The sequence below is a fragment of the Colwellia psychrerythraea genome (assembly GCF_000764185.1).
GTDB lineage: Bacteria > Pseudomonadota > Gammaproteobacteria > Enterobacterales > Alteromonadaceae > Colwellia > Colwellia psychrerythraea_B.
Window position 1 is genome coordinate 130,410 of sequence record NZ_JQEC01000004.1, and the last position, 24,151, is coordinate 154,560.

The 24,151-nt window shown below is 39.1% G+C and carries 18 protein-coding genes; 12 read left to right on the top strand and 6 right to left on the bottom strand.

The window, feature by feature from the left end; translation table 11 throughout:
* Positions 1-72: 72 nt before the first annotated feature.
* The gene (locus GAB14E_RS19660; RefSeq protein WP_033080718.1) at positions 73-1,998 is read left to right on the top strand and encodes a methyl-accepting chemotaxis protein; all 1,926 of its coding nucleotides are present in this window, start codon (positions 73-75) and stop codon (positions 1,996-1,998) included.
* Between the two features lie 145 nt (positions 1,999-2,143).
* Here GAB14E_RS19660 and GAB14E_RS19655 read toward each other — a convergent pair whose 3' ends face one another.
* On the bottom strand, positions 2,144-4,147 hold the full coding sequence (locus GAB14E_RS19655) for a M13 family metallopeptidase (RefSeq protein WP_414734053.1): 2,004 nt from the start codon (positions 4,145-4,147) through the stop codon (positions 2,144-2,146).
* A 472-nt stretch (positions 4,148-4,619) separates the two neighbouring features.
* Between GAB14E_RS19655 and GAB14E_RS19650 the strand changes: the two genes are divergently transcribed.
* From GAB14E_RS19650 to GAB14E_RS19635, 4 genes are all read left to right on the top strand, one after another.
* Complete coding sequence (locus tag GAB14E_RS19650; protein ID WP_033080720.1) at positions 4,620-5,156, top strand: phosphatase PAP2 family protein; 537 nt, start codon at positions 4,620-4,622, stop codon at positions 5,154-5,156.
* 40 nt (positions 5,157-5,196) lie between these two features.
* Positions 5,197-5,550, top strand: coding sequence for a DUF2956 family protein (locus tag GAB14E_RS19645; protein ID WP_033080885.1), 354 nt, complete (start codon positions 5,197-5,199; stop codon positions 5,548-5,550).
* A gap of 76 nt (positions 5,551-5,626) precedes the next feature.
* Positions 5,627-6,256 (top strand): pseudouridine synthase, encoded by a 630-nt coding sequence (locus tag GAB14E_RS19640; protein ID WP_033080721.1) that lies wholly within the window; start codon positions 5,627-5,629, stop codon positions 6,254-6,256.
* 592 nt (positions 6,257-6,848) lie between these two features.
* A complete protein-coding gene (locus tag GAB14E_RS19635) occupies positions 6,849-7,895 on the top strand; it encodes a PLP-dependent cysteine synthase family protein (protein ID WP_033080722.1) in 1,047 nt (348 codons plus the stop codon).
* Positions 7,896-8,152: 257 nt separating this feature from the next.
* On the opposite strand, the gene GAB14E_RS19630 is transcribed toward GAB14E_RS19635, so the two are convergent.
* On the bottom strand, positions 8,153-8,632 hold the full coding sequence (locus GAB14E_RS19630) for an Lrp/AsnC family transcriptional regulator (protein WP_033080723.1): 480 nt from the start codon (positions 8,630-8,632) through the stop codon (positions 8,153-8,155).
* Positions 8,633-8,809: 177 nt separating this feature from the next.
* Between GAB14E_RS19630 and GAB14E_RS19625 the strand changes: the two genes are divergently transcribed.
* The gene (locus GAB14E_RS19625) at positions 8,810-10,678 is read left to right on the top strand and encodes an MOSC domain-containing protein (protein WP_033080724.1); all 1,869 of its coding nucleotides are present in this window, start codon (positions 8,810-8,812) and stop codon (positions 10,676-10,678) included.
* Positions 10,679-10,730: 52 nt separating this feature from the next.
* On the top strand, positions 10,731-11,780 hold the full coding sequence (locus tag GAB14E_RS19620) for a diaminopropionate ammonia-lyase (RefSeq protein ID WP_269429095.1): 1,050 nt from the start codon (positions 10,731-10,733) through the stop codon (positions 11,778-11,780).
* Positions 11,781-12,101: 321 nt separating this feature from the next.
* Here the strand turns inward: GAB14E_RS19620 and GAB14E_RS19615 are convergent, their stop codons facing one another.
* The 4 genes from GAB14E_RS19615 to GAB14E_RS19605 form a co-directional block, all read right to left on the bottom strand.
* Positions 12,102-12,710: a hypothetical protein gene (locus GAB14E_RS19615; RefSeq protein ID WP_033080726.1), complete on the bottom strand. Its 609-nt coding sequence runs from the start codon at positions 12,708-12,710 to the stop codon at positions 12,102-12,104.
* A gap of 77 nt (positions 12,711-12,787) precedes the next feature.
* Positions 12,788-13,186, bottom strand: coding sequence for an NAD(P)/FAD-dependent oxidoreductase (locus tag GAB14E_RS23865; RefSeq protein WP_052093433.1), 399 nt, complete (start codon positions 13,184-13,186; stop codon positions 12,788-12,790).
* A gap of 405 nt (positions 13,187-13,591) precedes the next feature.
* The gene (locus GAB14E_RS19610) at positions 13,592-14,560 is read right to left on the bottom strand and encodes a dihydrodipicolinate synthase family protein (RefSeq protein WP_033080727.1); all 969 of its coding nucleotides are present in this window, start codon (positions 14,558-14,560) and stop codon (positions 13,592-13,594) included.
* 801 nt (positions 14,561-15,361) lie between these two features.
* Entirely contained in the window at positions 15,362-16,663 is a 1,302-nt protein-coding gene (locus GAB14E_RS19605; RefSeq protein WP_033080728.1) for an NAD(P)/FAD-dependent oxidoreductase, read from the bottom strand.
* Between the two features lie 375 nt (positions 16,664-17,038).
* Here GAB14E_RS19605 and GAB14E_RS19600 point away from each other — a divergent pair, with 375 nt between their 5' ends.
* From GAB14E_RS19600 to GAB14E_RS19580, 5 genes are all read left to right on the top strand, one after another.
* Positions 17,039-18,052 carry a 4-hydroxyproline epimerase gene (locus tag GAB14E_RS19600; protein ID WP_033080729.1) on the top strand — a complete coding sequence of 338 codons (1,014 nt, stop codon included), beginning with the start codon at positions 17,039-17,041 and terminating at the stop codon, positions 18,050-18,052.
* A 123-nt stretch (positions 18,053-18,175) separates the two neighbouring features.
* The gene (locus GAB14E_RS19595; protein WP_033080730.1) at positions 18,176-19,708 is read left to right on the top strand and encodes an aldehyde dehydrogenase (NADP(+)); all 1,533 of its coding nucleotides are present in this window, start codon (positions 18,176-18,178) and stop codon (positions 19,706-19,708) included.
* Between the two features lie 180 nt (positions 19,709-19,888).
* A complete protein-coding gene (locus tag GAB14E_RS19590; RefSeq protein ID WP_033080731.1) occupies positions 19,889-21,733 on the top strand; it encodes an MFS transporter in 1,845 nt (614 codons plus the stop codon).
* A gap of 99 nt (positions 21,734-21,832) precedes the next feature.
* Positions 21,833-22,912 (top strand): proline racemase family protein, encoded by a 1,080-nt coding sequence (locus GAB14E_RS19585; RefSeq protein ID WP_033080732.1) that lies wholly within the window; start codon positions 21,833-21,835, stop codon positions 22,910-22,912.
* A 73-nt stretch (positions 22,913-22,985) separates the two neighbouring features.
* Positions 22,986-24,137 carry a M24 family metallopeptidase gene (locus GAB14E_RS19580; protein ID WP_052093434.1) on the top strand — a complete coding sequence of 384 codons (1,152 nt, stop codon included), beginning with the start codon at positions 22,986-22,988 and terminating at the stop codon, positions 24,135-24,137.
* Positions 24,138-24,151 lie beyond the last annotated feature (14 nt).

Consider the following 24,151-nt stretch of genomic DNA (forward strand, 5'->3'; position numbering starts at 1 on the left):
ACTGTAAATTTTAACTTCTTGTTTTAGCCCCTATACCTGTTCGCTTTTTACTTCAAAGGAAGATATTTATCTATGCTGAATTTAACAATTCGCCGTAAAGTTGTACTTACTACCTTAACAGCCGTAGTGTTATCTATATTAATCGTTAGTGCTTTTGCCCTTAACTCAAGTCGAGCAATTATTTTAGAGGCAGCTATTGAAAGAGAGCTACCAGCAGCATTGGGTGAAGTAGCTAATGATTTGGATGCTCATTTGCTGTTACCTATTACGGTTTCGCAAACTATGTCGAGTAATCTTTATGCTCAGCAGTTTATTGCTAACGGTGAGCAAAGAGATGAACATCAACAAGTGATATCATATTTGAAAAATATTCAAAGTGAATTTGGGACAATTAGTGCATTTTTAGTCTCAGCCAATACCGGACATTACTTCACCCCAGGTGGACTTTTTAAAACCTTGTCTCCACAAGATAATAAAGATCAGTGGTTCTATGGTTTTATCAATAGTGGCAAGCAATACGAATTGAGTTTAGATGTTGATGAAGAAACAAATATCCCAACTTTGTTTATTAATTACTTAATGCGTGTTTCAGGGGAGGCCAGCGCTGTAGTCGGTGTAGGTTTATCACTAGAAAATATGGCTAAAACAATTAGCCAGTACCGTATTGCAGAAACAGGTAAAGTATTTTTAGTTGACCAACAAGGTACAATTAAACTCCACCCTAAAACACAACTCATTGGCAAGACGCTGTCTGATATCGGTGTCAATGATAAGCAAAACCTGCTTTCAAAAGCACAATTTAGCTCTACTGAATTTAGTCGAGACGGTACTAAAACACTTATAGCTAGCCGCTACTTAGACAGTATTGGTTGGTACGTTATTGCTGAAGTACCAAAAAGCGAAGTACTAGGTGGACTTACTCAGGCTACTTGGGCACTGGTAATGATGGGCCTTATTATCGCGGTAATTTCTGCTTTTGTTAGTACTTGGATTATTTCGCGATTAATTGCTCCTTTTGGCCAATTAGCTGATATGTTGGCTGAAATTGGTAAAGGTGGTGGTGATTTAACCCGCCGTTTAGATGATTCTCGTCAAGACGAAGCCGGTACTATGGCAAGAGGTTATAATCAATTTGTTAGCCATTTGAGCGAGATACTGCAACAGGTTTCTAATACGGGTAATGAACTTGCTGTGGCCATTGAACAAATAGATTCTCAAGCTAAATCAATGGAAGCTGAGATTAATGAGCAAGTGAGTCGAGTTGAGCAAATTGCCACGGCGATGCATGAAATGGGCATGACGGCAGAAGAAATTGCTGGCAGTGCTAATAATGCTGCACAAAGTGCGCAAGCCGCTGACTCCACAGTACAACAAGGTAACGACTCAGTGGTACAAACCATATCGAGTGTTTCAAATATGAGCGACCAATTAAGATCAACCAGTATTATGATCACGCAATTAGCTGAAGATGCACGCTCAATTGATACCGTTGTTGAAGTAATACGTAGTGTTTCAGAGCAAACTAACTTGTTAGCGCTTAATGCCGCTATAGAAGCTGCCCGAGCGGGTGAGCAAGGTCGAGGTTTTGCTGTGGTCGCGGATGAAGTTAGAACGTTAGCATCAAGAAGCCATGACTCAACAGAAGAAATTAGAAACATTATTGAAAAGCTGCAAGCAAAAACTGAAGAGGTTGTTGCCGCCATTTCACAAAGTACTGAGCTGAGTACAAACAGTCAAACTGAGGCAGGCCATTCAGGCAAACATCTAGAGAGCATTTCTGAAAGTATTACCATTATGAATGATATGAACTTACAAATTGCCACCGCTACAGGCGAGCAATCTAACGTCGTTGGTGAAATTAACCCTCATGTTACCGCGGTTGCCGATATTTCACGTGCTAATAGCGAGATAGTTCAACAAACCTCGATTGCTTGTACTGAATTAAGAGATAAAGCAATGCACCTAAATGAACTTGTCTCTCGTTTTAAGTTCAGCTAGCACAAAATATTGGCAACAAAAATGCCAGTTGGTTATCCCAACTGGCATTTTTATATTTTGCTGTTCCTTATCGATTAATAGTATCGATTCAAGGAGTCAATAAAGGATAAGCTGAGCCATTTGAAATACTCAGCTCATTTTATCTTTACCAGATACGAACACGTTCATCTTCTGGTAAATAAAGTGCATCACCAGGTTTTACGTCAAAGGCTTTATACCAAGCATCATGGTTACGTGGTGCTTGAGCGCGGAAACGTCCTGGCGCATGTGTACCACTACGTAGCTGGTTTAACATACTCTTTTCAGTGCGCTTTTCTTTCCACACTTGTGCCCAAGCTAAGAAGAAACGTTGGTCGCCAGTAACGCCGTTGATAACTGGCGCTTCTTTACCGTTTAAACTGAGCTTGTAAGCGTGATATGCCATTGCTAAACCACCAACATCACCGATGTTTTCGCCTAAGCTATTACGGCCGTTTACGAAGTTATCTGGAATCGGTTCATACTTATTATATTGTGCGACTAATTGATCCGCTTTGGCATCAAAGGCATCTCTGTCTTCATCAGTCCACCAATTACGTTGAATACCATTGGCATCAGACTTTGAACCTTGATCATCAAAACCATGGCCCATTTCATGACCAATTACCGCACCTATTGCGCCATAGTTAACGGCTGCATCGGCATTAGGATCAAAAAATGGTGGTTGTAAAATTGCCGCAGGGAAAACAATCTCATTAAATGAGCTGTTGTAGTAGGCATTTACACGCTGTGGTGTCATACCCCAACGATTACGGTCTGTTTTCTGTAACTCTTGGGCAACGCTATCGGCTTGAAAAAATTGACGAAGGTTTTTAATGTTACCGACAAGATCAATTTTAGAAATCGTTACACCGTCGAATTCTTGCCATACATCTGGGTAACCAATTTTAGGGTTAAATGCAGCCAGTTTAGCGTGGGCGTTAACTTTAGTTTCTTCACCCATCCAATCTAGGCCGTCGATTCGTTGGCCAAGTGCGGTGCGTAGATTTTCAACCAGTTGCGCCATTTGTGTTTTGGAGCTTTCAGGGAAGTAGCGTTCGACATACACTTTGCCAATGGCAAAACCTAATGATTCGGTATCAGACATTTCACCAATAGCACGTTTCCAACGAGGACGAGGCTCTTGTTGACCATTCAACTCTTTACCGTAAAATGCAAAATTAGCAGCATAAATGTCTTCAGACAGTAAATCTGCATTACCGCTCACAGTATGGAAAGTTAGATAGTCTTGCCAAACCGCTAAAGACTCTGAGTTGATTAAGGCGATCATTGCTTTAACAGGCTCAGGCTGAGAAATATTTAATTGTGGTACTTTATAGCCAGATTGTGCGAAGTATGTATCCCAGTCAAAGTCAGGGTATTGTTTGGCTAAGTCAGCACGCTTCACTTGATTTAAAGTTAAGTCGCGATTACGACGTTTCTCACGAGGCCAATGTCCTTGTGCTATTTTTGTTTCTAGTGCTAAAACTTGCTCAGCACGTTTTTGACCATTTTCAACACCGGCAAAAGCTAGCATGGTAGCAATGTGTGCTACATAAGCATTACGTGTCTTTTCAAAGCGTTCACTTTCTTCTAAGTAATATGAACGATCAGGAAGGCCTAGGCCACCGGCACCAAGAGACATTTCATATTGGTTCGGGTCTAAACGATTAAACCACATGTAACCACCAATTGGAGACTCAGTACCTGTTAACCATGCTTCGCCAAATACCTTGGTTAAATCTTTGGTATTTTTAACTGCACTAATTTGCTCTAAAGTCGCTTGAATCGGACTGATACCTAATTTGTTAACGGTTTGGGTATCCATATAAGCCTGATAAAAATCAGCAACTAATTGCTCATCAGTACTCAGGTCAGTACGGCTAGTAATATCATCAATGATTTCTTTTACTTGTGTCTCACTACGTTCAGCTAAACCAGTAAAAGCACCATAACGAGTTTTGTCTGAAGGCATAACAAAATTGTCATACCAAGTACCGCTGGCATACATAAAGAAGTCATCACCTGGTTTTATTACTTCATTACGAGCCGATAAATCAACACCAAAGCTACCTAGCTCTGCTGTACTAGCGACAAGACTTTTATTGCTGTCATTACTCGCTTCAAACATGCCACAACCACCAAGAAAGGTAGCTGCCAAGGCAATGGCTATCAAAGATTTTTTCATGAATTTGTTCTCTTTAAAGTTAATTGGTTGTAGTTAATCGGATTTAGTTAAAACAAGCAGTTAGGGTTTCAGTTTTATTTTTGTAAGTTATGGTGATATCGACTGCTTTATAACTGTTGTGGTATGTACTCTTTATTTGTCAGCACATATTTATCGATTTACTTTAGTATTCTTAACCCATTCATTTTCAAGCATGTAAAAAAAATGTCAACCAAGATACGTTTAACGGTAGTGTTTAATAGACGAAGACATTGTCACTGCAACTTTACAAACGTCTACCTTAAGGCTACTAAAACAACTTTATTATCAACAAAAGTCCTTTTATAAATATTGTTATCAGTCAGAACTACTTTGCAATTATAGGTTTTGCTAGGTATAAAGACGGCCACGATTTGTTATTTTATGGAGTAGCTTGATGAAAGCACTATCATTTATCCTTTTACTCAGCATCTTACTTATTAATTCAGCCCCGACACTGGCAAAGTCGAATTTAGAAAAGTCAGGTGATATTATCCATTTACTTTTACCTGCTGCAGCTTTAGGTACAACGCTTATTGTCGAAGATGATTATCAAGGTAGCTGGCAGTTAATCAAAACTGGTGTAGTATCTCGTGTGGCGGTTGAAGGGTTAAAGTACGGAATAGATAAAGACCGCCCCGATGACTCTGGAGATGATTCATTTCCTTCTGGTCATACTGCAGACAGTTTTGCCGCGGCTACCTTTATGCAACAACGTTATGGTTGGAAATGGGGTGTGCCTGCTTACATAGCTGCCACCTTTGTTGGATACAGCCGAGTAGAAAGCGATAAACATTTTATTGAAGATGTACTCGCTGGTGCCGCTATAGGTATTATTTCAGGGCTATATTTTACTGAGCCTTACTCTGGTATTACCATTTCACCTACCGCTGGCGGTGGACATTATGGTTTGAACTTTAGTGGCACATTTTAACAATTATTTGGCCGAGTCAATTAAGATAGAGAATTTAGCTATGAATACAAAAACATCCAAAGAATTAAAAGTATCAAAAGAAACGCAAGAGCAAGCACTGAAGATGGCTAAAGCTACTCAAAAAAAAGGTCAAAACAAAGAACAAACCAAACTCATTGCTCAAGGTATTGAAAAGGGCATCAGTGAGTATAAAAAGCAGCAGAGTAAGAAGTCTCGTGAGCGAGATAAAGACCGTAAACAGCAGGTGAAAAGAAAGCAGCGTACTGCCCAAGAGTTAGCAGGAGATAATGAACCAACAGCAAGTAACCACTCTAATAACCTACCTTGGCTTTTGTTAGGGCTAAGTTGGTTGGGCTTTATTGCTTATTTGTTTTTGAGTGATTTCCTAGTTTAACTCTTAAACTGCATCTTTAAGTTGAATCTGTATATAATGTGATACCACTCAGACTGTACGTTCAAGGCTATTTTTAATGCCAATCACTAACCAAATCAGTTTAACAGCACTCGCTGAGCCAAGGCCAAATCACCAGCACTTCAAAATATTTAAGCCATATGGTTTTTTAAGTCAGTTTTTACCAGAATCACGAAAGAAAAAGCGACTCCTAGGCGAGCTATTTAATTTCCCTGATAAAACGATGGCGATTGGCCGTTTAGATCACGACTCCGAAGGTTTATTATTACTGACAACCGACGGTATGATGAGCTATAAAGTCAGAGATAAAAGTATAGAGAAAGAGTACTACGTGCAAGTTGATGGAGTGATCACTGCGACTGCAATGTCACAGCTGAAAAATGGTGTTGAGATAGGTATCAATGGCAATAAATATCTAACCTTGCCCTGTAAAACGTTTAAGTTAGACGGTGAGCCTGAACTGCCCACTCGTGGCCGTAAAATCCGCGATCCGAAACATGGCCCTACTAGCTGGATCTCTATCACTCTGTCTGAAGGGAAAAATCGTCAGATCAGAAAAATGACGGCAGCTGTGGGCTTTGCCACATTACGACTAGTAAGAGTTCGGATTGGCAATATCCATATTGATAACTTGATTGCCGGTGAGGTTGTTACGCTACCTAATTTTGACGCCGTATTTATTCTCTAACTTCAAAAGCTTAAGCCGAAAAATACAGTGTTGAAATAAATAATTATCCTATTAAAATTGCATTACTTATTAAGTAATCTGAACTCTGGATAAGCAGCATTTGCTCAATATTCCCCTTTATCCAATTCTCAGCGTTAAAACGTCGATAAATAACCCGTTATTCATAAACGTTTTACCTTGATAATCGAATCAATCGAATCAATTGAAACATTGATAGAGTATATCGCTATTTAATCAGGTAAATTTTATTCTTAATAACCGTAGGTTGTTGTTTTACTTAAACACCAAGCACTCATTACCCAGAGTTCAGGTTAAGTGTTTGGCTAACAATGGTTTTAATAAATATTACCTTTTAGCTAGCAGCAACTAGTGCTACGATTTAAAAGATATTAAAGTGAGAGCAAGGATTGAAGCTGGAAAAGTGATTTGTCAGTGTAAAATAAATCAACAAGTCTTATAGCCCATGAATCGCTATTTTAATCGAAAAAAAGACTAAAATAACAAGGGGATTAGTTTAGGAAGGCTTATAAACTGAAATCTATAGCTACCGAAAAGTAATTACTTTTATCTTTAACAGCCAAGAGAATATCTTATGAATAAATGGGTAAAACATAGTGTGCAAAAAATTGAAGCTGACTATAATCGTTCAGCAGATACTCACCTCTTAAAAATAGATATCCCTAAAATTCCCTCTATCCATTTATACCTTAAGGATGAAAGTACTCACCCTACTGGTAGCCTTAAGCACCGCTTGGCTCGTTCACTTTTTTTATATGCTCTGTGTAACGGTAGAATTAAAGAGGGTACCACTATTGTCGAGGCATCCTCTGGCAGTACCGCGGTATCTGAAGCATATTTTGCACAAATGATTGGCGTGCCCTTTATTGCTGTTGTGCCTAAATCAACAGCGAAGAGTAAAATAAATAAAATCGAGTTTTATGGTGGAAAGTGTCATTTTGTTGATTCTGCGCCAAAGATGCACGACGCTGCGACAAAACTGGCAACTGAAATTGACGGCTACTTTATGGATCAATTTACCTATGCCGAGCGAGCGACAGATTGGCGTGGCAATAACAATATTGCCGAAAGTATTTATGCTCAAATGGAAAAAGAGCCTTACCCTATACCAAGCGCCATTGTGATGAGTGCAGGTACTGGTGGTACGTCCGCTACCTTAGGGCGATATATCCTTTATCGAGGCTTTGATACAAAACTTTTGGTAGTAGACCCTGAGAACTCGGTTTTCTTTGATAGCTTTAATTCAGCCGACCGTACACTGACAAACAACAAATCAAGCCGTATTGAAGGAATCGGCAGACCTAAAGTTGAGCATTCTTTCCAACCCAATGTTATAGATGAAATGATGCAAGTACCTGATGCAGCAAGCGTAGCAACAATGTTATGGCTAGAAAAAATAATTGGTAAAAAAGCAGGTCCCTCAACAGGTACAAATATATGGGGGGCATTGTGCCTAGCCAAAGAGATGGAGGCTAATAAAGAGCCTGGCTCAATAGTGACCTTGCTGTGTGATAGTGGAGAACGTTATTTAGACTCATATTATGACGAAAATTGGGTTAAAGAGCATATAGGTGATATTCAACCTTACGCCGATGAATTGAATGGTTGGCTTTCAAAGTAAGATAATACTCTACGTTATTGAGTTAAAACGTTTTTATAATTGAATGTCCGGTTTCGGTATTTTTAATCAATTTTGAGTTTTGATTCTCTAAGTTTAAAGATTAAATTTAGGAAAGCTTAATTATCTAATGTAGGGCCGGTTTGAATCTAAAGCGGCCTAGTTTGGTTTAGTATAACTTGGTTCAGTAATGAGTCATAATGTGAAACGTAACTAAGAAATACAAAATATAGGGTCTAGTGAGTATCATCTAAATAGCCTTAACTTATTCTTTCTTCAGTTGTTATGGTTAGTCCCACTTTAGTACGCTCCATCACAACCGATGTTCTAAAGCGTCTAACATTCGTGTTTTCAAAAAATAAACGTCTAGTAAGTTCTTCAAAATCAAGCATATCTTGTGCTGTACAAATTAAAGTAAAATCAGCTTCACCAGTAACGTAATAACACTGCTGTACTTGTACCTCTTTCCTAACAATTCGGCGAAAAGCATCCAGCTGATCAATACGTTCACGCTCCAATTCAACCATCACAATAAAGGTCATGTTTTGGCCCAATGCGCTTGGATTCAAAATAGCGACTTCGTTCTCAATGATATTAGCCTCACGTAAACGTTTTATTCTACGTTGTACCGATGCTGATGATAATCCACAAGCATCTGCTAACGCCTCAAGGCTTAGCCGAGCATTACCTTGTAAATGGGCAAGGATTATGCGATCTAATTTATCTATTGTTATGTCCATAATCAGATCCTGTCATATTTATTACAAAAATGAAAAATAATACTCATAAAAACCTCAATAATGCCAGATAAAGATCACTCATTGAATATAAACTACTTAACTACGCTATCTCAAGAGATATATAGCATACGATAATTTATGGACATAACTGATGGTAATTAGCACAGGAAGATATTTATGAAAAACCTAGTGGGCAAGCTATTGCGCATCATGCGTTACCCAATCAAAGGGTTTTGTGGTGAAGAGATAGTTCAAATAAAGCTAAAAAAAAATCATGGTATTGCTCATGATAGACGTTGGGCGATTCGAAATGGCTCAACCCCCCAAGATTCAGCTCACGACTGGCAAGCCTGTCAGACATTTGTCAGGATGACTCAACATGAAGATTTACCGTTATATAACGTTGAGCATTGTAAGAACTCTCTTTATTTAAGGCATCCTAACGGAGAAAGAATAGCCATAAAAAAATATAAAAATCACACCGAACAGCTATCCTCATGGTTTTCTCATAACGATATGGGCTTATCAAAATCAAATGATAGTACTGCATATTGGGATCATAAAGATGCGCATATTTCTATTATTAATATCAGTACCGTTAAAGCAATAGCCAAAACTGCAGGCATTGATTTTGATCCTCAACGGTATCGCGGAAATTTATTAATTGAGACAAAAGAACCTTGGTCTGAGTTTGCTCTAGTTGGCCATAGAGTTTCTATTGGGAGTGTTGAATTAGAGGTTTTAAGACCAATAGAACGCTGTAAATCGACATCAGTGAATCCAGCGACTGGCGTGTCAGACACTAATATTCCACACCTATTATCTAGTCAATATGGTCATGTTTATTGCGGTGTGTATGCGCGAGTAGTGAGGGCAGGAGTAATAGAAAAAAACGATAACATTTATGTAGTATCTCCCGCGAAAAATGCTATAGAAGATGGTTCAAGGACAAGTACTGCTCCATCTCCAGAGCAATGGCCTCGTTTTATGCAGTTAGTTAAAAGAGTTAAAGAAAGTCACAACGTTGAAAGTTTTTGGTTTAAAGATCCATTAGCTAATGTGATTGGTGATATCGTTCCGGCAAGCTATTTACGACTACATATACAAGGCGATTATGGACCGATAACACGGTCATATACTATTTCAAAGAGCAATATCAGTGATGGGACTTTACGACTTAGCATTAAAAAAGAAAGCGGAGAGGCGCAGTTTTCGCCATGGATTCACTCAATGTTACAAGTAGGTGATACTCTTTTGGCTAGTGGCCCATTTGTAGACCCTGCTATGACTTGGCGTCCAGATATAAAGCCACACAAAGAATTACTTATTATCACCGCTGGCATTGGTATTACGGTGGCAACATCAATAATAGCAAGGTTAAAAAAGTCTAACTACTCATCAACAGTCAATATAGCGTACAGTGTACGATACAAAAAAGACTCTGCTCTATGGCAAGAGATTTTAGAAGATACTTGCCTGTTAGAAACAGTTACGCCATTTCTTTATGTTACTCAGGAGCAGGGTTTAAGACAAACTAAAGATAAAAAAAATGGTCGTATAAACGTATCAAACATAACAAAAAATCTAACGTTAGATAATATTCAAGTATTTCTATGTGGTCCAGCAAGCTTTAGTAAATCTATGCGTGACTCACTTAACCATAAAGGCGTTAGCAATGACGATATACATGAAGATGTATTTTATTCTCCGAAATCTTTTTCAGCAGGTATGTATAACAAGCCTGCCAATAAAGAGCCATCGTTATCAGAGACCAGCCCAATCAGTTTTGTACATGCATCTGGGGAAATATCAAACCTTCTTTGGAAGCCTGAACATGGCACTTTGCTTAACGCGGTAGAGCAAAGTGGAATTTCTATTTCGGCTAACTGCCGAAGTGGCGCTTGTCGTTCATGTCTTTATCGTATTGAAGGGGATATTGAAAACCTTATTCCCCCCGTTTCTCCAGCACCTAAAAATTGGGCTTATCTTTGCTGCGCTGCACCTTTGTCTTCAGTAACGATAAAGGGAAAGGTTAATAGCCAATAAAGTTGAGCTAAGCCCAACGTTTTCTAAAATAACTCACAATATAGGCGGCATGATGACTGAATTTAAACCTAATTATACTAAGCCCCTGGACTTATTAAGCGCTTGCCCAATGTATAAGGTATCTCCTCTTATAGATATACAAACGATTGCTGAGTTAGATCTTCTAATTAAAGACGAGAGCCATAGAATGGGCTTAGGCTCTTTTAAAGCATTGGGTGGTATTTATGCTGTAGCAACGTTATTAGCAAATAAATGGTTAGCCGAAACGGGGACAAAATTAACCCTTGAACAATACTCGAGTAGTGATTTCAAAAACTTTTCCAGCGCGACAACTTTTATCTGTGCTAGTGCTGGTAACCATGGTCTCGCTGTTGCTAGTGGGGCAAAAATCTTTGGGGCAAAAGCAAAGATCCATTTGTCAGAGCAGGTTCCTGAAGAGTTTGAAAAGCGATTACTTGAAAATTTAGCTGTTGTTGTTCGATCAGGGAAAACATATGAAGAAAGTGTGAAGGCGGCAAATAATGAGACTAAAAATGGCAATGGTGTTCTACTAGCTGATGGATCTTGGCAAGGCTATACCTATCCTCCTTCGCTAGTTATGGAAGGTTATACGGTTATAGCAAGTGAGCTGTGTGAGCAGTTTACTCAATTAAAAAAATGGCCAACACATGTTTTTATACAAGCAGGGGTTGGCGGGCTCGCAGCCTCAATGGCCTATATGATCAGAGAGTACTGGAAACAGCAACCAGAAATTATTATCGTTGAATCCGAATTAGCACCTTGTTTGCAAACGAGTCATCAAAACGGGGGGTTAACGACTGTAGAAGGGGATGTATCAATTATGGGAAGACTTGATTGCAAAGCACCTTCATTAGTCGCCTTTAATACTTTGGAAAGTGCTAAAGTTGATTACATAACCATCAGTGATAAACAGTCACTAGATGCAACTTGTATCCTCCAAGAAAATAATATTTTAACAACACCATCTGGGGCGGCTGGGCTAGCAGGGTTATTAAAAATCTATAAAACAGAGAAAATCAAAAAATTACTTTCTAAAGGTAATTTTAATCCCCTCATTATTGTTACTGAAAATAAATTATAAGGATGATGTAATAACGGTCATTAGTGAAGCAACCGCTAACGACAGTTTTGTTGCCTAATATCAGTTGTCAGTTTTATTTAACCCCTTCAATTCTGGTTAAATTCTAACGACTAATAAATTCATATTCGCTATTTTGTCATTAGAGATAAAGACGATAGCTACAAAGGTATTAGTGAAATGTCGCAATATATTACAGATAATTCAAAAATAGAAGGGCAACAGCGACTGCTTGATTGGGGGAGTTATTGTATTAAGCAAGTTAACGCAGAATGAAATTTAGTTTCTTTGCGTTAACTATCTAATAAAAGTATGGTGTCATATTTATGTTTTATTTATTATCTTTAAAAGAATAAAGTTATCCTTAGGTGCTTCTACTCTTGTGATTTCTTCTAAATCAAATAACTTTGAGGCGGTTTCAACAAAGTCATAATGATTAAAATCATCAATAAATAGGTAGCCGGATTTCATTTTGTTTTTTAATAACAAGTAGGCAAAATTACGTCCATTGCCATGTGGACCATCAATAATAGCAAGGTTATAGTTGTCTTTAAAATTAAAAGCAGAAATATCGTAAAAACAGTTTTTTTGTCTGGTTTTAGGTTTCCACCAACGCTTCTTGAATAAACTCCAATCAATTTCCCCTTGCTCAAACATCTTTCGGTAATTCTTGTCATTACACTGAATTAGCGGGGCAAGTACAGCATCTTTGTGTTTGTATTTTTTGTCATTGTCAAAAGAATCAATACTCATGTCTTTGTTACTAACATTAGCATAATCCAGTAAGAATTCAGTGGAAAACCCAGAGCCGAACTCAATAGCTTTGACTTCTGGTAAAGAATCCATTGCCTCTATTAACCCCGTCAAGGCTTTAAAAGAAAGTCCCCAGCCATCATTTTTATACTTCTCTAAATCAACAGTTGTAGCGGTCATATAATTATCCTTATGATATGAAATAGGCAATACATCAACCGACTATATCAGAAATAATTAAGTAAGCTAAGACGACTTCAGTAACTTTTAAGCACACATTTGTAATGTAAGAGTGTAAAGTTAAAGCTACTTATGCAAAAAGCGCTTACGTCGATTTCGGTTGCTTGCTTAGTCACTAGCTGGTCAATAAGTTTGCCCGTATTAGCACCTTGCGTTAAGCCTAAATGTTGATGACCAAGGGCAAAGCATACTTTGTCATGGTTTGGTACTTGGCAAATAACAGGTAAAGAGTCTGGTAATGATGGACGACAGCCTATCCAAGATTCTTGCTCAGGTTTTTGTTCGCTTTCCTGTTTAGGAAGCGTCTTTAAAATAAAGGCGGCATTATCTTTTAACACCTCAGCGCGTTTATAATTTTCCGGTGCGTTCAGGCCGGCATATTCAACCGTATCTGCTAACCTTAAGGTTTTCTCCATCGGAGTAATGATAAAGCTGCGTTCAGCGGAAACTACGGGGCGAGATAATAGGGTGTATCTTGTTCGTTAATAGGTAACTCAAGCTATACCCATGCTCGGCTTCAATAGGTAGATGATAGTTAAGGCCCTTGAATAACTTTTTTGACCAAGCCCCACAAGCAATAACACAATGATCAAAAGTTAAGCTTTCTTGCTCCGTTTTAATCGTAACACCGAAATCACTCTGAGCTACTTATGTGACTGAGAATTTAACACTACCTGGTCAAATGTTTAGAAGAACCCAGTCAACCCAGCCTGACATAGAATCATTGCTACCTTGGGATCTAAAAACTCGATGCCAATCCGGAGACGGACACAAAAAGCCCCGTAAAAACGAGGCTTTATCTTTTTGAATATTTGAAAGGATTAGTCTAATAAATCCAGAATTTCAAGCCTTTCTTTTGCTAGACTATATCTTGCGCGGACATCATCAATTTGCTGTTGAGTTAATTTCTTACCAAGGGTACGAAGCCCTCCATCAGCATCATTATGATGAATTCCCATAGCAAACTTAAGGTATTCCATAAGCAACGGTTGAGCATCAAGATATGATATAGAATTCATAGCTTGAGAAATTTTGTTTGCCTCAGCCCACTCGCCTTTTAAAACATGCTCCTGCATAGTAACACTAGCTTTTGGGAAGATAGTACCTACACCTGTAATCCCGCCGCATGCTCCAGCAAGTCCTGCATGTACAGTTACAGTGTCAACACCAGCCAATATTTTTAAATCTTTGTTCTCTAACATCAGCGTTTCAATAGTTGAAACATCTGTAGTCGATATTTTAAGAGCGGTTACTTCAGGTAAAGCAGCAAGTCTTCTAAGAATATCTGTTGAAATTGCATGATATCCGGCAGCATCAGGGTTGTTATAAGGCATAATTGTTACGCCTGCCTCTTTTGCCGCTATTGCAGCAAGCTCATAGTACGCATACATTTCTTCATCAGAAGGAACCGCCTTAGTTTTTGGCGGCATCACCATGACTGTATCCACTCCAACCGTTGCGAGTCCTGCAATGATTTTAGCAAGCTCTTCTTTAGTTTCTGCTACAGCTCCACTGATCAACGGGACATTGTATTCTTTAGCAACCTCAGAAAGGGATTTAAGTAAAGAAAGACGCTGTTCGGTGCTCAGGTAGCTATTCTCTCCTAGAGTACCAGAAGCGACAAGTCCGCCCATTCTGCTTCCGCCCTTTCCCTGAGCTTTTAAAACACCAGCGGCCTGTTTTTGTGTTGTATCAAAGTCAATTTCAAGGGCACCGGATTCTGACTCTTTTAGCCATGTAAACACGGCCGGCATAACCGTATATCGCCAATCTGAATTATTTGTTTCCATCATATTTCCTCTTATTTAAATTTTGTCTAAAACCATATTGTATACATTATACCATACAAATTTCCTCCGGCAAAGCCGGAGGCTTATTGAGTTACTCCTCAAAGGCTTAAGTTAACGCTCAAAGCGTATTACATGCCAAACTTCAGTTGCTCCCTGCACTCATCATTTATACCAATCCATCTAAAGAAGTGACCACTTAGAACGGCATTGGCGAAATGAGAAAAAGCAAAATATGTGTTGATATAGTTATTCTACATCAAACAAATTTTGTGCATTTAGCATGATGCCAATCTGTTCCCGAAGGGCGAGGATTAAAGGCTTATATGCTGCGGTAAATAATCAAAACATAGGGTGACTATGCTTGAATTATTCTCCTTGCCTAAAGGCATTTTAATTCCCACTGAAATCGAGCACTTTGAATGGTAATGGGTATATATAACCAACAACATTTGAAACTGAAAATTTTGGTGGAATACTAATATACCCAAGCTACTTCAAGATACTCGTTTCAGGACGGCTGAGAGATTCATAATCAAGGCGCGTATTTTATTAATGGTTATTCCCTTAATTTCGACCAGGGAGTAACCATTATCTTCAATCAATGCCTTGCCTAAAGACGTTTCTAATTCCAGCTGAATCCTGCATCTTGAGGTTGTTTGGGTATACACATGTGAACATGATCCTTCATTAGATGCCCCTCTTCGATAATGACACCTTACGTTTAGCTAATTCATGAAAAGTTTCACCTAAATGTTTTCTTATCGCACCATAAATCAATTTTTACTGTCGCAGTTGCCTGAGTTAATACTTGTTAAAGCGACTAATACAAAAAGGACTAACGTCAATTTCTGTCTTTTTCTTCGTAACTAATTGACCAATTAGTTTGCCGGTAATAGCTCCTTGGGTTAGACCTAAGTGTTGATGGCCAAGAGCAAAAAATATTTTATCGTGATTTGGCGCTTGGCAAATCACAGGTAAAGAGTCAGGTAATGACGGGCGACAACCCATCCAAGATTCTTGCTCAGATTTTTGTTCGGTTTCCTGTTCAGGAAGCGTTTTTAAGATAAAGGCAGCATTATCTTTTAACATCTCGGCGCGCTTATAGTTTGCCGGCGCATTAAGTCCAGCATACTCTACGGTTCCCGCTAGTCTTAAAGTATTATCCATTGGAGTTATGATAAAGCGACGCTCAGCGGAAGCTACTGGTCGAGAAAGAGTCGGGTTTGTGTTATTGGGCAAAGGCAAGCTCAAGCTATAACCGCGTTCGGCTTCAATAGGTAAATGATAGCTTAAGCCTTTTAATAATTCTTTTGACCAAGCACCACAAGCAACTACACAATGATCAACGGTTAAACTACCCAAATCTGTCAGCACGGTAACTCCAGTCTCTGCTTGAGTTATTTCAGTAACAACACTTTGCTGGAAAGTCATGCCTTTACTTTTGGCAAATTCGCTTAGGGCAACACTCAACGCTAATGGGTCAACAGTATGAGCTACATCGGTAAAAAATAATGAATAATTAATATTGTCGTTTAAGTTTGGCTCAAGCTTAATAGTTTCTGCTCTATCTAATAGTTTTACTGCAACGCCTTCATTTTTATAATGCTGATACATGGCATCAACTTTATTGTAATCGGTCGTTTCAAAAACAAGCAGCGAACCTTGTAAGGTAATGAGGTGATCTATATTTGCCTCTTTTAATACCGCATTATAGTGACTGATGGCATCTTTATTTAATGCTTTTATCGCCACTGTATTTTTGTCGCGCAAACTTGGTCGCATATTATTAAAAAACTGCATAAACCAAGGAATGGCTTTAATAAAGTGTTTGGCCGATAAAGAAACCGGCCCAAGCGGGTCGAGTAATAGTTTTGGCATTTGCCATAATAATGATGACTCAGCCAAAGGAAACACTTGTTCTGTAGCAAAATGTCCGGCGTTCCCTTTAGAGCAACCCAAACCTATGCCTTCTTTATCAAGTAAAGTGACTTGATAGCCCAAGCTTTGCAATTCTAGGGCACAATTTATACCAATAATTCCGGCGCCAATAACAGCAACTGTTTGCTGTTTTTTATTCTGTTGTTTGTTTGTTGCTGTATTCATTAATTTACACCTGGTGATGACTAGAGGTCTAAGTCGTTATTATTGCTAGGTATTACTTCTGTATTTAAAGTAAAAATAAATTATACTTGCCATATTCTTAGGATTGTATACAATATACCTAAACTTGACTAGTAATAGTTTTAACAAAATCAATTGTGGTACCAAAACAGACTAAAAGACTAGTAAATAGGTACATAAAAATAATTGGTATTTAATCACGAAAAATGAAGCGGTTGCTAACCGTATTTATTTAAGTAAATTCAACTTAGATTAATTGCTTTATTAGCGATTAAAGGGGGGAGCATAGGAAGTTAATTCCCGTGCTTCCCCTTAGTCGGTTAAAACAAAACATAAAATATTAAGCATGGGGATATTATGGTTAAGGGCACATTTTTTTGTATTGACGCACATACATGCGGTAATCCGGTTCGGTTAGTTACCAGCGGTCATCCTAACTTAGTGGGTAAAACCATGAGTGAAAAGCGCCTTGATTTTCTCGAGCGTTTTGATTGGATCCGTAAAGGTTTGATGTTTGAACCGCGCGGTCACGATATGATGTCAGGTGCATTTTTGTATCCACCTTGTAGTGATAATGCTGATGCAGCTATTTTATTTATTGAAACCTCAGGCTGCTTGCCGATGTGCGGTCATGGCACTATCGGTACTATTACAGCGGGTTTAGAAAGTGGCCTGATTACCCCGAAAACCCCGGGCAAGCTTATTATTGACGTGCCTGCAGGGCAAATAATAATTGAGTATCAAGAAGAGGCTGGCAAAGTATCTAATGTTAAAATATTTAATGTCGCCGCTTACCTAGCACATCGAGACATCACCCTAGATATTCCCGGTCTAGGTCAACTAACCGTTGATATTTCATACGGCGGTAATTTTTACGTTATTGTTGAGCCGCAAACCAATTTCCCTGGTATTGACCAGTGGACTGCCGCAGAAATATTGCTGTGGAGCCCTATTGTTCGTGAAATAGCAAGCAAGTCGCTTGACTGCGTTCACCCAGAAGATGCCAGTGTTAATGGTGTCAGTCACGTTTTGTGGACAGGTGTACCGCAAACCCAAGGCTCTGATGCCGCCAATGCGGTATTTTATGGTGATAAAGCCATTGACCGCTCACCTTGTGGTACAGGAACGAGCGCTAGAATGGCGCAGTTATTTGCCAAAGGCGAATTAGGTGTAGGCGATACCTTTGTACATGAGAGTTATATTGGTAGCCAATTTACCGGTAAGATTGAAGGTGTAGTTGAGATTAATGCCTCTGGTAAAACCATTACCGCAATTATGCCGAGCATTCAAGGTTGGGCAAAAGTATTTGGTAAAAACTGTATTACCATTGATGACGACGATCCTTATGCCTTTGGTTTTAGCGTTAAGTAACGTAAATAAGACAGAAATAACAAAGCATAAGATAAATTTTTTCTTTGTTTAGATACATATTATATCCAGTGCTTTTATTCGCTAAAGGCGCTGAGCAACACATGAAACATAAGTGAGTAAGAAATGACAATAACAGGACAGAATTTAATTGCTGGCGAATGGTCAGGCAATACTGAAGGTGGTTTTAAAGCATTTAATGCCCAAACACACAAAACTATTGATATTGAATTTGCTGATGCAACTGATCTTGAAGTAAACACAGCTATCGAACGTGCCAATGACGCTTTCACATCTTATAGCCAGTTAAGCGCAGCCAAACGCGCTACTTTTTTACGTGCTATAGGTGCTGAAATTCTTGCTTTAGGTGATGAACTTGTTGAAACCGCTTGCGGTGAAACAGGTTTACCAGCAATGCGTATTCAAGGTGAACGTGGCAGAACAATTGGCCAGCTTGGTTTATTTGCAGATTTATTAGAAGCAGGTGAGTACCAAGGTATTGTTGAGCAAGCAAACGCAGAGCGTCAACCATTACCAAAACCTGATACACGTTTAGGTTATTTACCATTAGGTGTGGTTGGTGTATTTGCGGCAAGTAACTTCCCATTAGCTTTCTCTACTGCTGGTGGCGACACTGCTTCTGCGTTAGCTGCAGGTTGTCCTGTTGTGATGAAAGCGCATGCTGCTCATCCAGCGACTGCTGAATTAGTAGCAAGAGCTATTTTAAAAGCGATTGATAGCTGTGAATTAGATCGCGGTGTGTTTTCGCTTATTCAAGGTAAAAACTATGCTATAGCTACACAAATAGTTACTCACCCTTCAGTTAAAGCAGTTGGTTTTACTGGATCTGAACGTGTTGGTATGATTTTACAAGCGCAAATTCATCAACGTGCTGAACCTATTCCTTTTTATGGTGAGCTAGGTAGCATTAACCCGCAATTTATAATGCCTAATAAAGTTGATCAAGACGGCGCTGAAATCGCACAAGGTCTTGTTGCTTCATTAATGATGGGCCAAGGACAGTTTTGTACCAGCCCTGGCGTTTGGGTTGTGGTAGGTAGTGAAGACAGTGCTAATTATCAAACCTTTATTACTTCAGCAAGCGAAGCATTAACGCAGCAAGCTGCTGGTGTGATGTTAACTCCGGCAATGTGTGCAAGTTATAATAATGCCGTTGCAGAGCGTAAATCACTTAGCGGTGTTACTTTACTTGCTACAGGTCAAGCTGGTAACGAGCAAGAATGTTCAGCCTCTTTGTTTGCAACAGACTTAGCAACATTTGCTAAAACGCCATTACTACAAGAAGAAGTATTTGGTTTTAGCGCCTTAGTTGTACGTTGTGATAATGAAGCACAAATGATGCAGTTTGTTACTTTACTTAAAGGTAACTTAACCGCGAGCATTCATGGCTTAGATAGTGACTTATCTACATCGAAAGAGCTAAGCCTAAGTCTTGCTCATAAAGTGGGTCGCTTGATTTATAATCAAATGCCTACCGGTGTTGAAGTGTGTGCTTCTATGAACCATGGTGGTCCATTCCCAGCATCAACTAATATCAGAACAACGTCAGTGGGTAGTGAAGCAATTACCCGCTTTAGACGTCCTATCTGTTATCAAAATATGCCGGCAGAGTTATTGCCGAGCTTGTTAAAAGACTAAATAATGTAAATTTAAAGCCAAGTGCAGACAATGTACTTGGTTTTTTTTTAACTTTTTTTTTTGACATTCATGCTGTTGATTTATGCCATATGTAGTATTACGTAAATCAACAGGATTAATGTTGTTCGTAGACAGACCAATAATAATAAAAATCAATATTAACAAATGGTGGATAAGATAGTGAGCCTAACCAAACGAAGTCCTTTTCAACAAGCATTTTATGTTGCTAATACCATGGAAATTTTTGAGCGACTTGCTTGGTACGGTATGTATACCTTACTCGCCAGTTATATCATGACGCCCGCTACGCAAGGTGGTTTAGGTTTAGGCAATACCGAACGAGGCTTGATTATGGGCGTGGTGCCTTTCTTTCTTTACCTTTTTCCTGTGGTTTCTGGCGCACTCGCTGATCGATTTGGTTATCGCAAAATGTTTTTGCTGTCTTTCACTTTGATGGCACCAAGTTATTACTTCTTAGGTTATGCCAAAGACTTAGGCAGCTTTATGAGCATATTTATGTTGATAGCGCTCGGAGCTGGCATATTTAAACCGGTAGTCACCGCAACCATTAGCCGAACAACCGATGATACTAACCGCGGTTTGGGTTTTGGTATTTTCTATATGATGGTTAATGTTGGCGGCTTTTTAGGCCCGTTATTGGCACCCATTATTCAAAAAAATTATGGCTGGCAGTGGGTGTTTATTTTTGCCTGCATTTGGATTTCAGTGAACTTTATTCCTGCGTTATTTTTCTATAAAGAGCCTGAACGTCATGGTAAAAATAAACCTTTAAAGCAAGTTTTTCATGAAATGCAGCAAGTGTTGGGCAATATGCGTCTCGCCTTATTAGTGGTGCCTTTGTTGATCATACTTGTGGCTTTCTATGCGGGTTATATAGGCGGTGAATTCACCCTAATAGCCACAGTTTTATTGATTGTTGCTGCTTTTATTTGGGATCTTGCTGTTGCAAAATTGGTTATTAAAGACAGTCAAACCCAAGCGTCAGCCTCACGGGTAAATCAGCAAGGCACACAGCCATGGTATTTACAAAAAATGAGCATAGGAAATAAACCGTTTATGGCATATTTATTAATACTGTCGGGTTTTTGGACTGTTTACTTCCAAATTTTTATTACCTTACCTGTCTATATTCGTGATTTTGTTGATACTTCTGATCTAGTTTCATTGCTTCATAGCGTTAGCCCTTGGTTACATGATGTTTTCACCGCAGTGAATATTGAAACTTTAAGCGATGAAATTATGCGCTTGGTAACAAAATTCAACGAGCTTGATGCCTTGAAAAGCCAAGCGGCATTAAAAGAAATTACCAGTACACTTAGCGCGTTGGATGTTCGTATTCCTGAGCAGCAAATTGTTAATGGCTTTAGTCAAATTAGTCAATCAATGCTCGCTAGCGATATGACAGCTGCGCAAGGGCTAAGTAAAGATATTGCTGAGCAATGGTCAATACAGTACCGACAAGTGAATCCTGCCACTATTTTAAGTTTAGATTTTCTGATGATCATTATTTTTCAAATTGGTATTAGTCACTTTATCGATAAGTTCAAAGCTTTGCCTTCTTTGATTGTTGGTACTGCTATTTTATCACTGTCGATGTTAATGCAAGGTTTTGCTCATGGCATTATTTTTGGGGGTCTATTGGTGAGTTGTTCGGTCATTGTATTTGCTGTCGGAGAAATGACAGCAACACCGAAAAGCCAAGAGTATGTGGCAAGTTTTGCCCCGAAAGATAAAGCAGCCATGTTTATGGGCTATTACTTTGTCTCTATGGCATTAGGTAGCTTGTTTGCCGGTTTACTCTCTGGTTGGTTATATGGTTACTTTGCTGTTGAATTAGAGAGCCCGGAACTGATGTGGGGCATAATCACCTTGCTTGGTTTCGCCACCTGTATTGCCTTTTATTTGTTTAATAAACATTTTGTCAGCGATATTAGAAAACAGCAGTTAGCACAAAAAGAGCAATTACCAGAACAATCAACTGAGCAGTCAACATCGGTAGCTTAAGGAAATAGCTATAAAGCCACTGTTGCTAGAAATAGCAATAGTGGCAAATAAATGCAGGATAAATAGAATATTAAAGAGTAAAAGCAATGAGTCATATCTATGAGTAATAATATAGCGCAAGCCGCTGAAAAATTTGAACAGTGGCAGCCTAACGATAAGCAAGAAAATTTTTTAAAGATTAATACACTTGAATGCCATACCGGTGGTGAGCCATTACGTATTATCACTAGCGGTTTTCCAGACCTTAAAGGCAATAGCATTTTAGCAAAAGTCGAAGAGTGTAAAGAAAACTATGATGATCTACGCCGAGCATTAATGTTTGAGCCACGTGGTCATGCTGATATGTACGGCGCAATTATTACGGGTGCTGAACGTGAAGACAGTCATTTTGGCGCGATATTTATCCATAATGAAGGTTATAGCACAATGTGTGGCCATGCGGTGATTGCCTTAACAAAAACCGCCGTTGAGTCGGGTGTCGTTGCTAGAACAGGTGACATTACCAAGGTGGTGATTGATGTGCCTTGTGGCCAAATTCATGCTTTGGCCTATAGCGAAGATGATGTGGTAAAGCAGGTTAGTTTTAAATGTGTGCCTTCCTTTGTTTATGCTAAAGAGCAGGAAATTGAAGTAGACGGTATTGGCACCGTTGAATTTGATATCGCTTATGGCGGCGCTTTTTATGCCTACGTTCAAGCATCAACTCTTGGTTTGTCATTAGTGCCAGCGCAGCATGACAAACTCATTGATTATGGCCGTAAAATTAAACAAGCTATTATTGATTCAACAGTACCTGAGCTAACTATTACCCATCCGACGACCACAGGGTTAAGCTTTTTATATGGGGTGATTTTTATTGATGATTCGCCAAATAAAGACGTTCATTCACGTAATGTGTGTATCTTTGCTGATGGTGAGCTAGACAGAAGCCCCACAGGTAGCGGTGTTAGTGGTCGTATAGCTCTACATTATGCTAAAGGGCAAGTGGCCTTAAATGAAGCGATAACTATTGAGAGCATATTGGCCAGCCCTTTTAGTGTTAGTGCTGTGGATACACTCGATTTTTGTGGCTTTGATGCTGTTATACCACAAGTCACCGGCGATGCTTATATTTGCGGTAAAGGTGAGTGGCTGATTAACAGCGCTGACCCGTTAAAATATGGTTTTTTATTAAGATAGCTAAAAGTTAACAAGCGATTATTCAACTTAGTATAAATAATAAAGTTTCGATTAGAAATTTTTGAGGAGTATTATGAACTTAACAAAATCACTGGGTAAATCACTGGGTAAATCACTAGAAACTTCACTCGATAAGTTACGAGATAAAGTCTTAAGTAAGGCGAATAGTGCCATGCTGATCTTTAGTGACATTAACATCAGCTACCTTTCTGCTTTTACTGGCCATGCGGCAACAATATTATTAACCAGCAAGGCTAATTATCTATTAACTGATTACCGTTATTTCGAACAAGCTAAAGAACAAGCAACGGATTTTAAGGTGATTTGTCGCGATAGAGCTAATCAGAGTTTAGCGTCACTGATTGAAGAACTGCTTTTTCATGATGATTGCCAGACGCTCTTTTTTGAGAGCGAACATATTAGTGTAATGCAATGGCAGCAAATTCATCAGCAGATTAGTCAACAGACAAAGCTTAGTGAAATAGAGCCGTTGAGTGGCGCGGTTGAAGCGCTGCGCTTTATTAAATCAGATACTGAAATAGCGTTAATGGAGCAAGCCGCCAAAATTGGTGATACCGCATTAGCTACCATGCTTAACTCAGTTAAAGTGGGTGTTACCGAAAGAGAGCTAGCGATTGAACTTGATTATCAAATGGCGTTGCTTGGCTCTGAAGAAGTGTCTTTTGCCACCATTTTATTGTTTGGTGAACGTAGTGCTTTACCGCATGGGATTCCAGGTGACAGACAATTAAAGCTGGGTGATATTATCTTAATTGATTTTGGCGCTGTGGTTAATGGTTATCGCTCTGATATGACCCGTACATTTGTTTTTGGTCCAGCAAGCGCTGAGCAAAAACATGTTTATCAATTAGTACATTCTGCACAACAAGCAGCCATTGATGAAGTCGTCGAGGGGGTCTTAGGTAGTCACTTATATCAACAATCAGCAAATATATTACTAAACAGTGAATATAAACAATATGCAGGTGAGGGCTTAGGACATGGTGTTGGCCTAGTTTTGCATGAACAGCCTTTTATTGGTCCAGATTGCCATACCGCCATTGAAAAGGGCTGTGTTTTTACCATAGAGCCAGGTATTTACATTCCAGGTTGGGGTGGTGTGCGTATTGAAGATGATGTGGTATTGACGGACGATGGTTTGAAAATCATCACCAAATCACCCAAAGGACTAATTGAGCTTTCTGCGGCCAAGTCTAATACCTAAAAAATGAATTATAA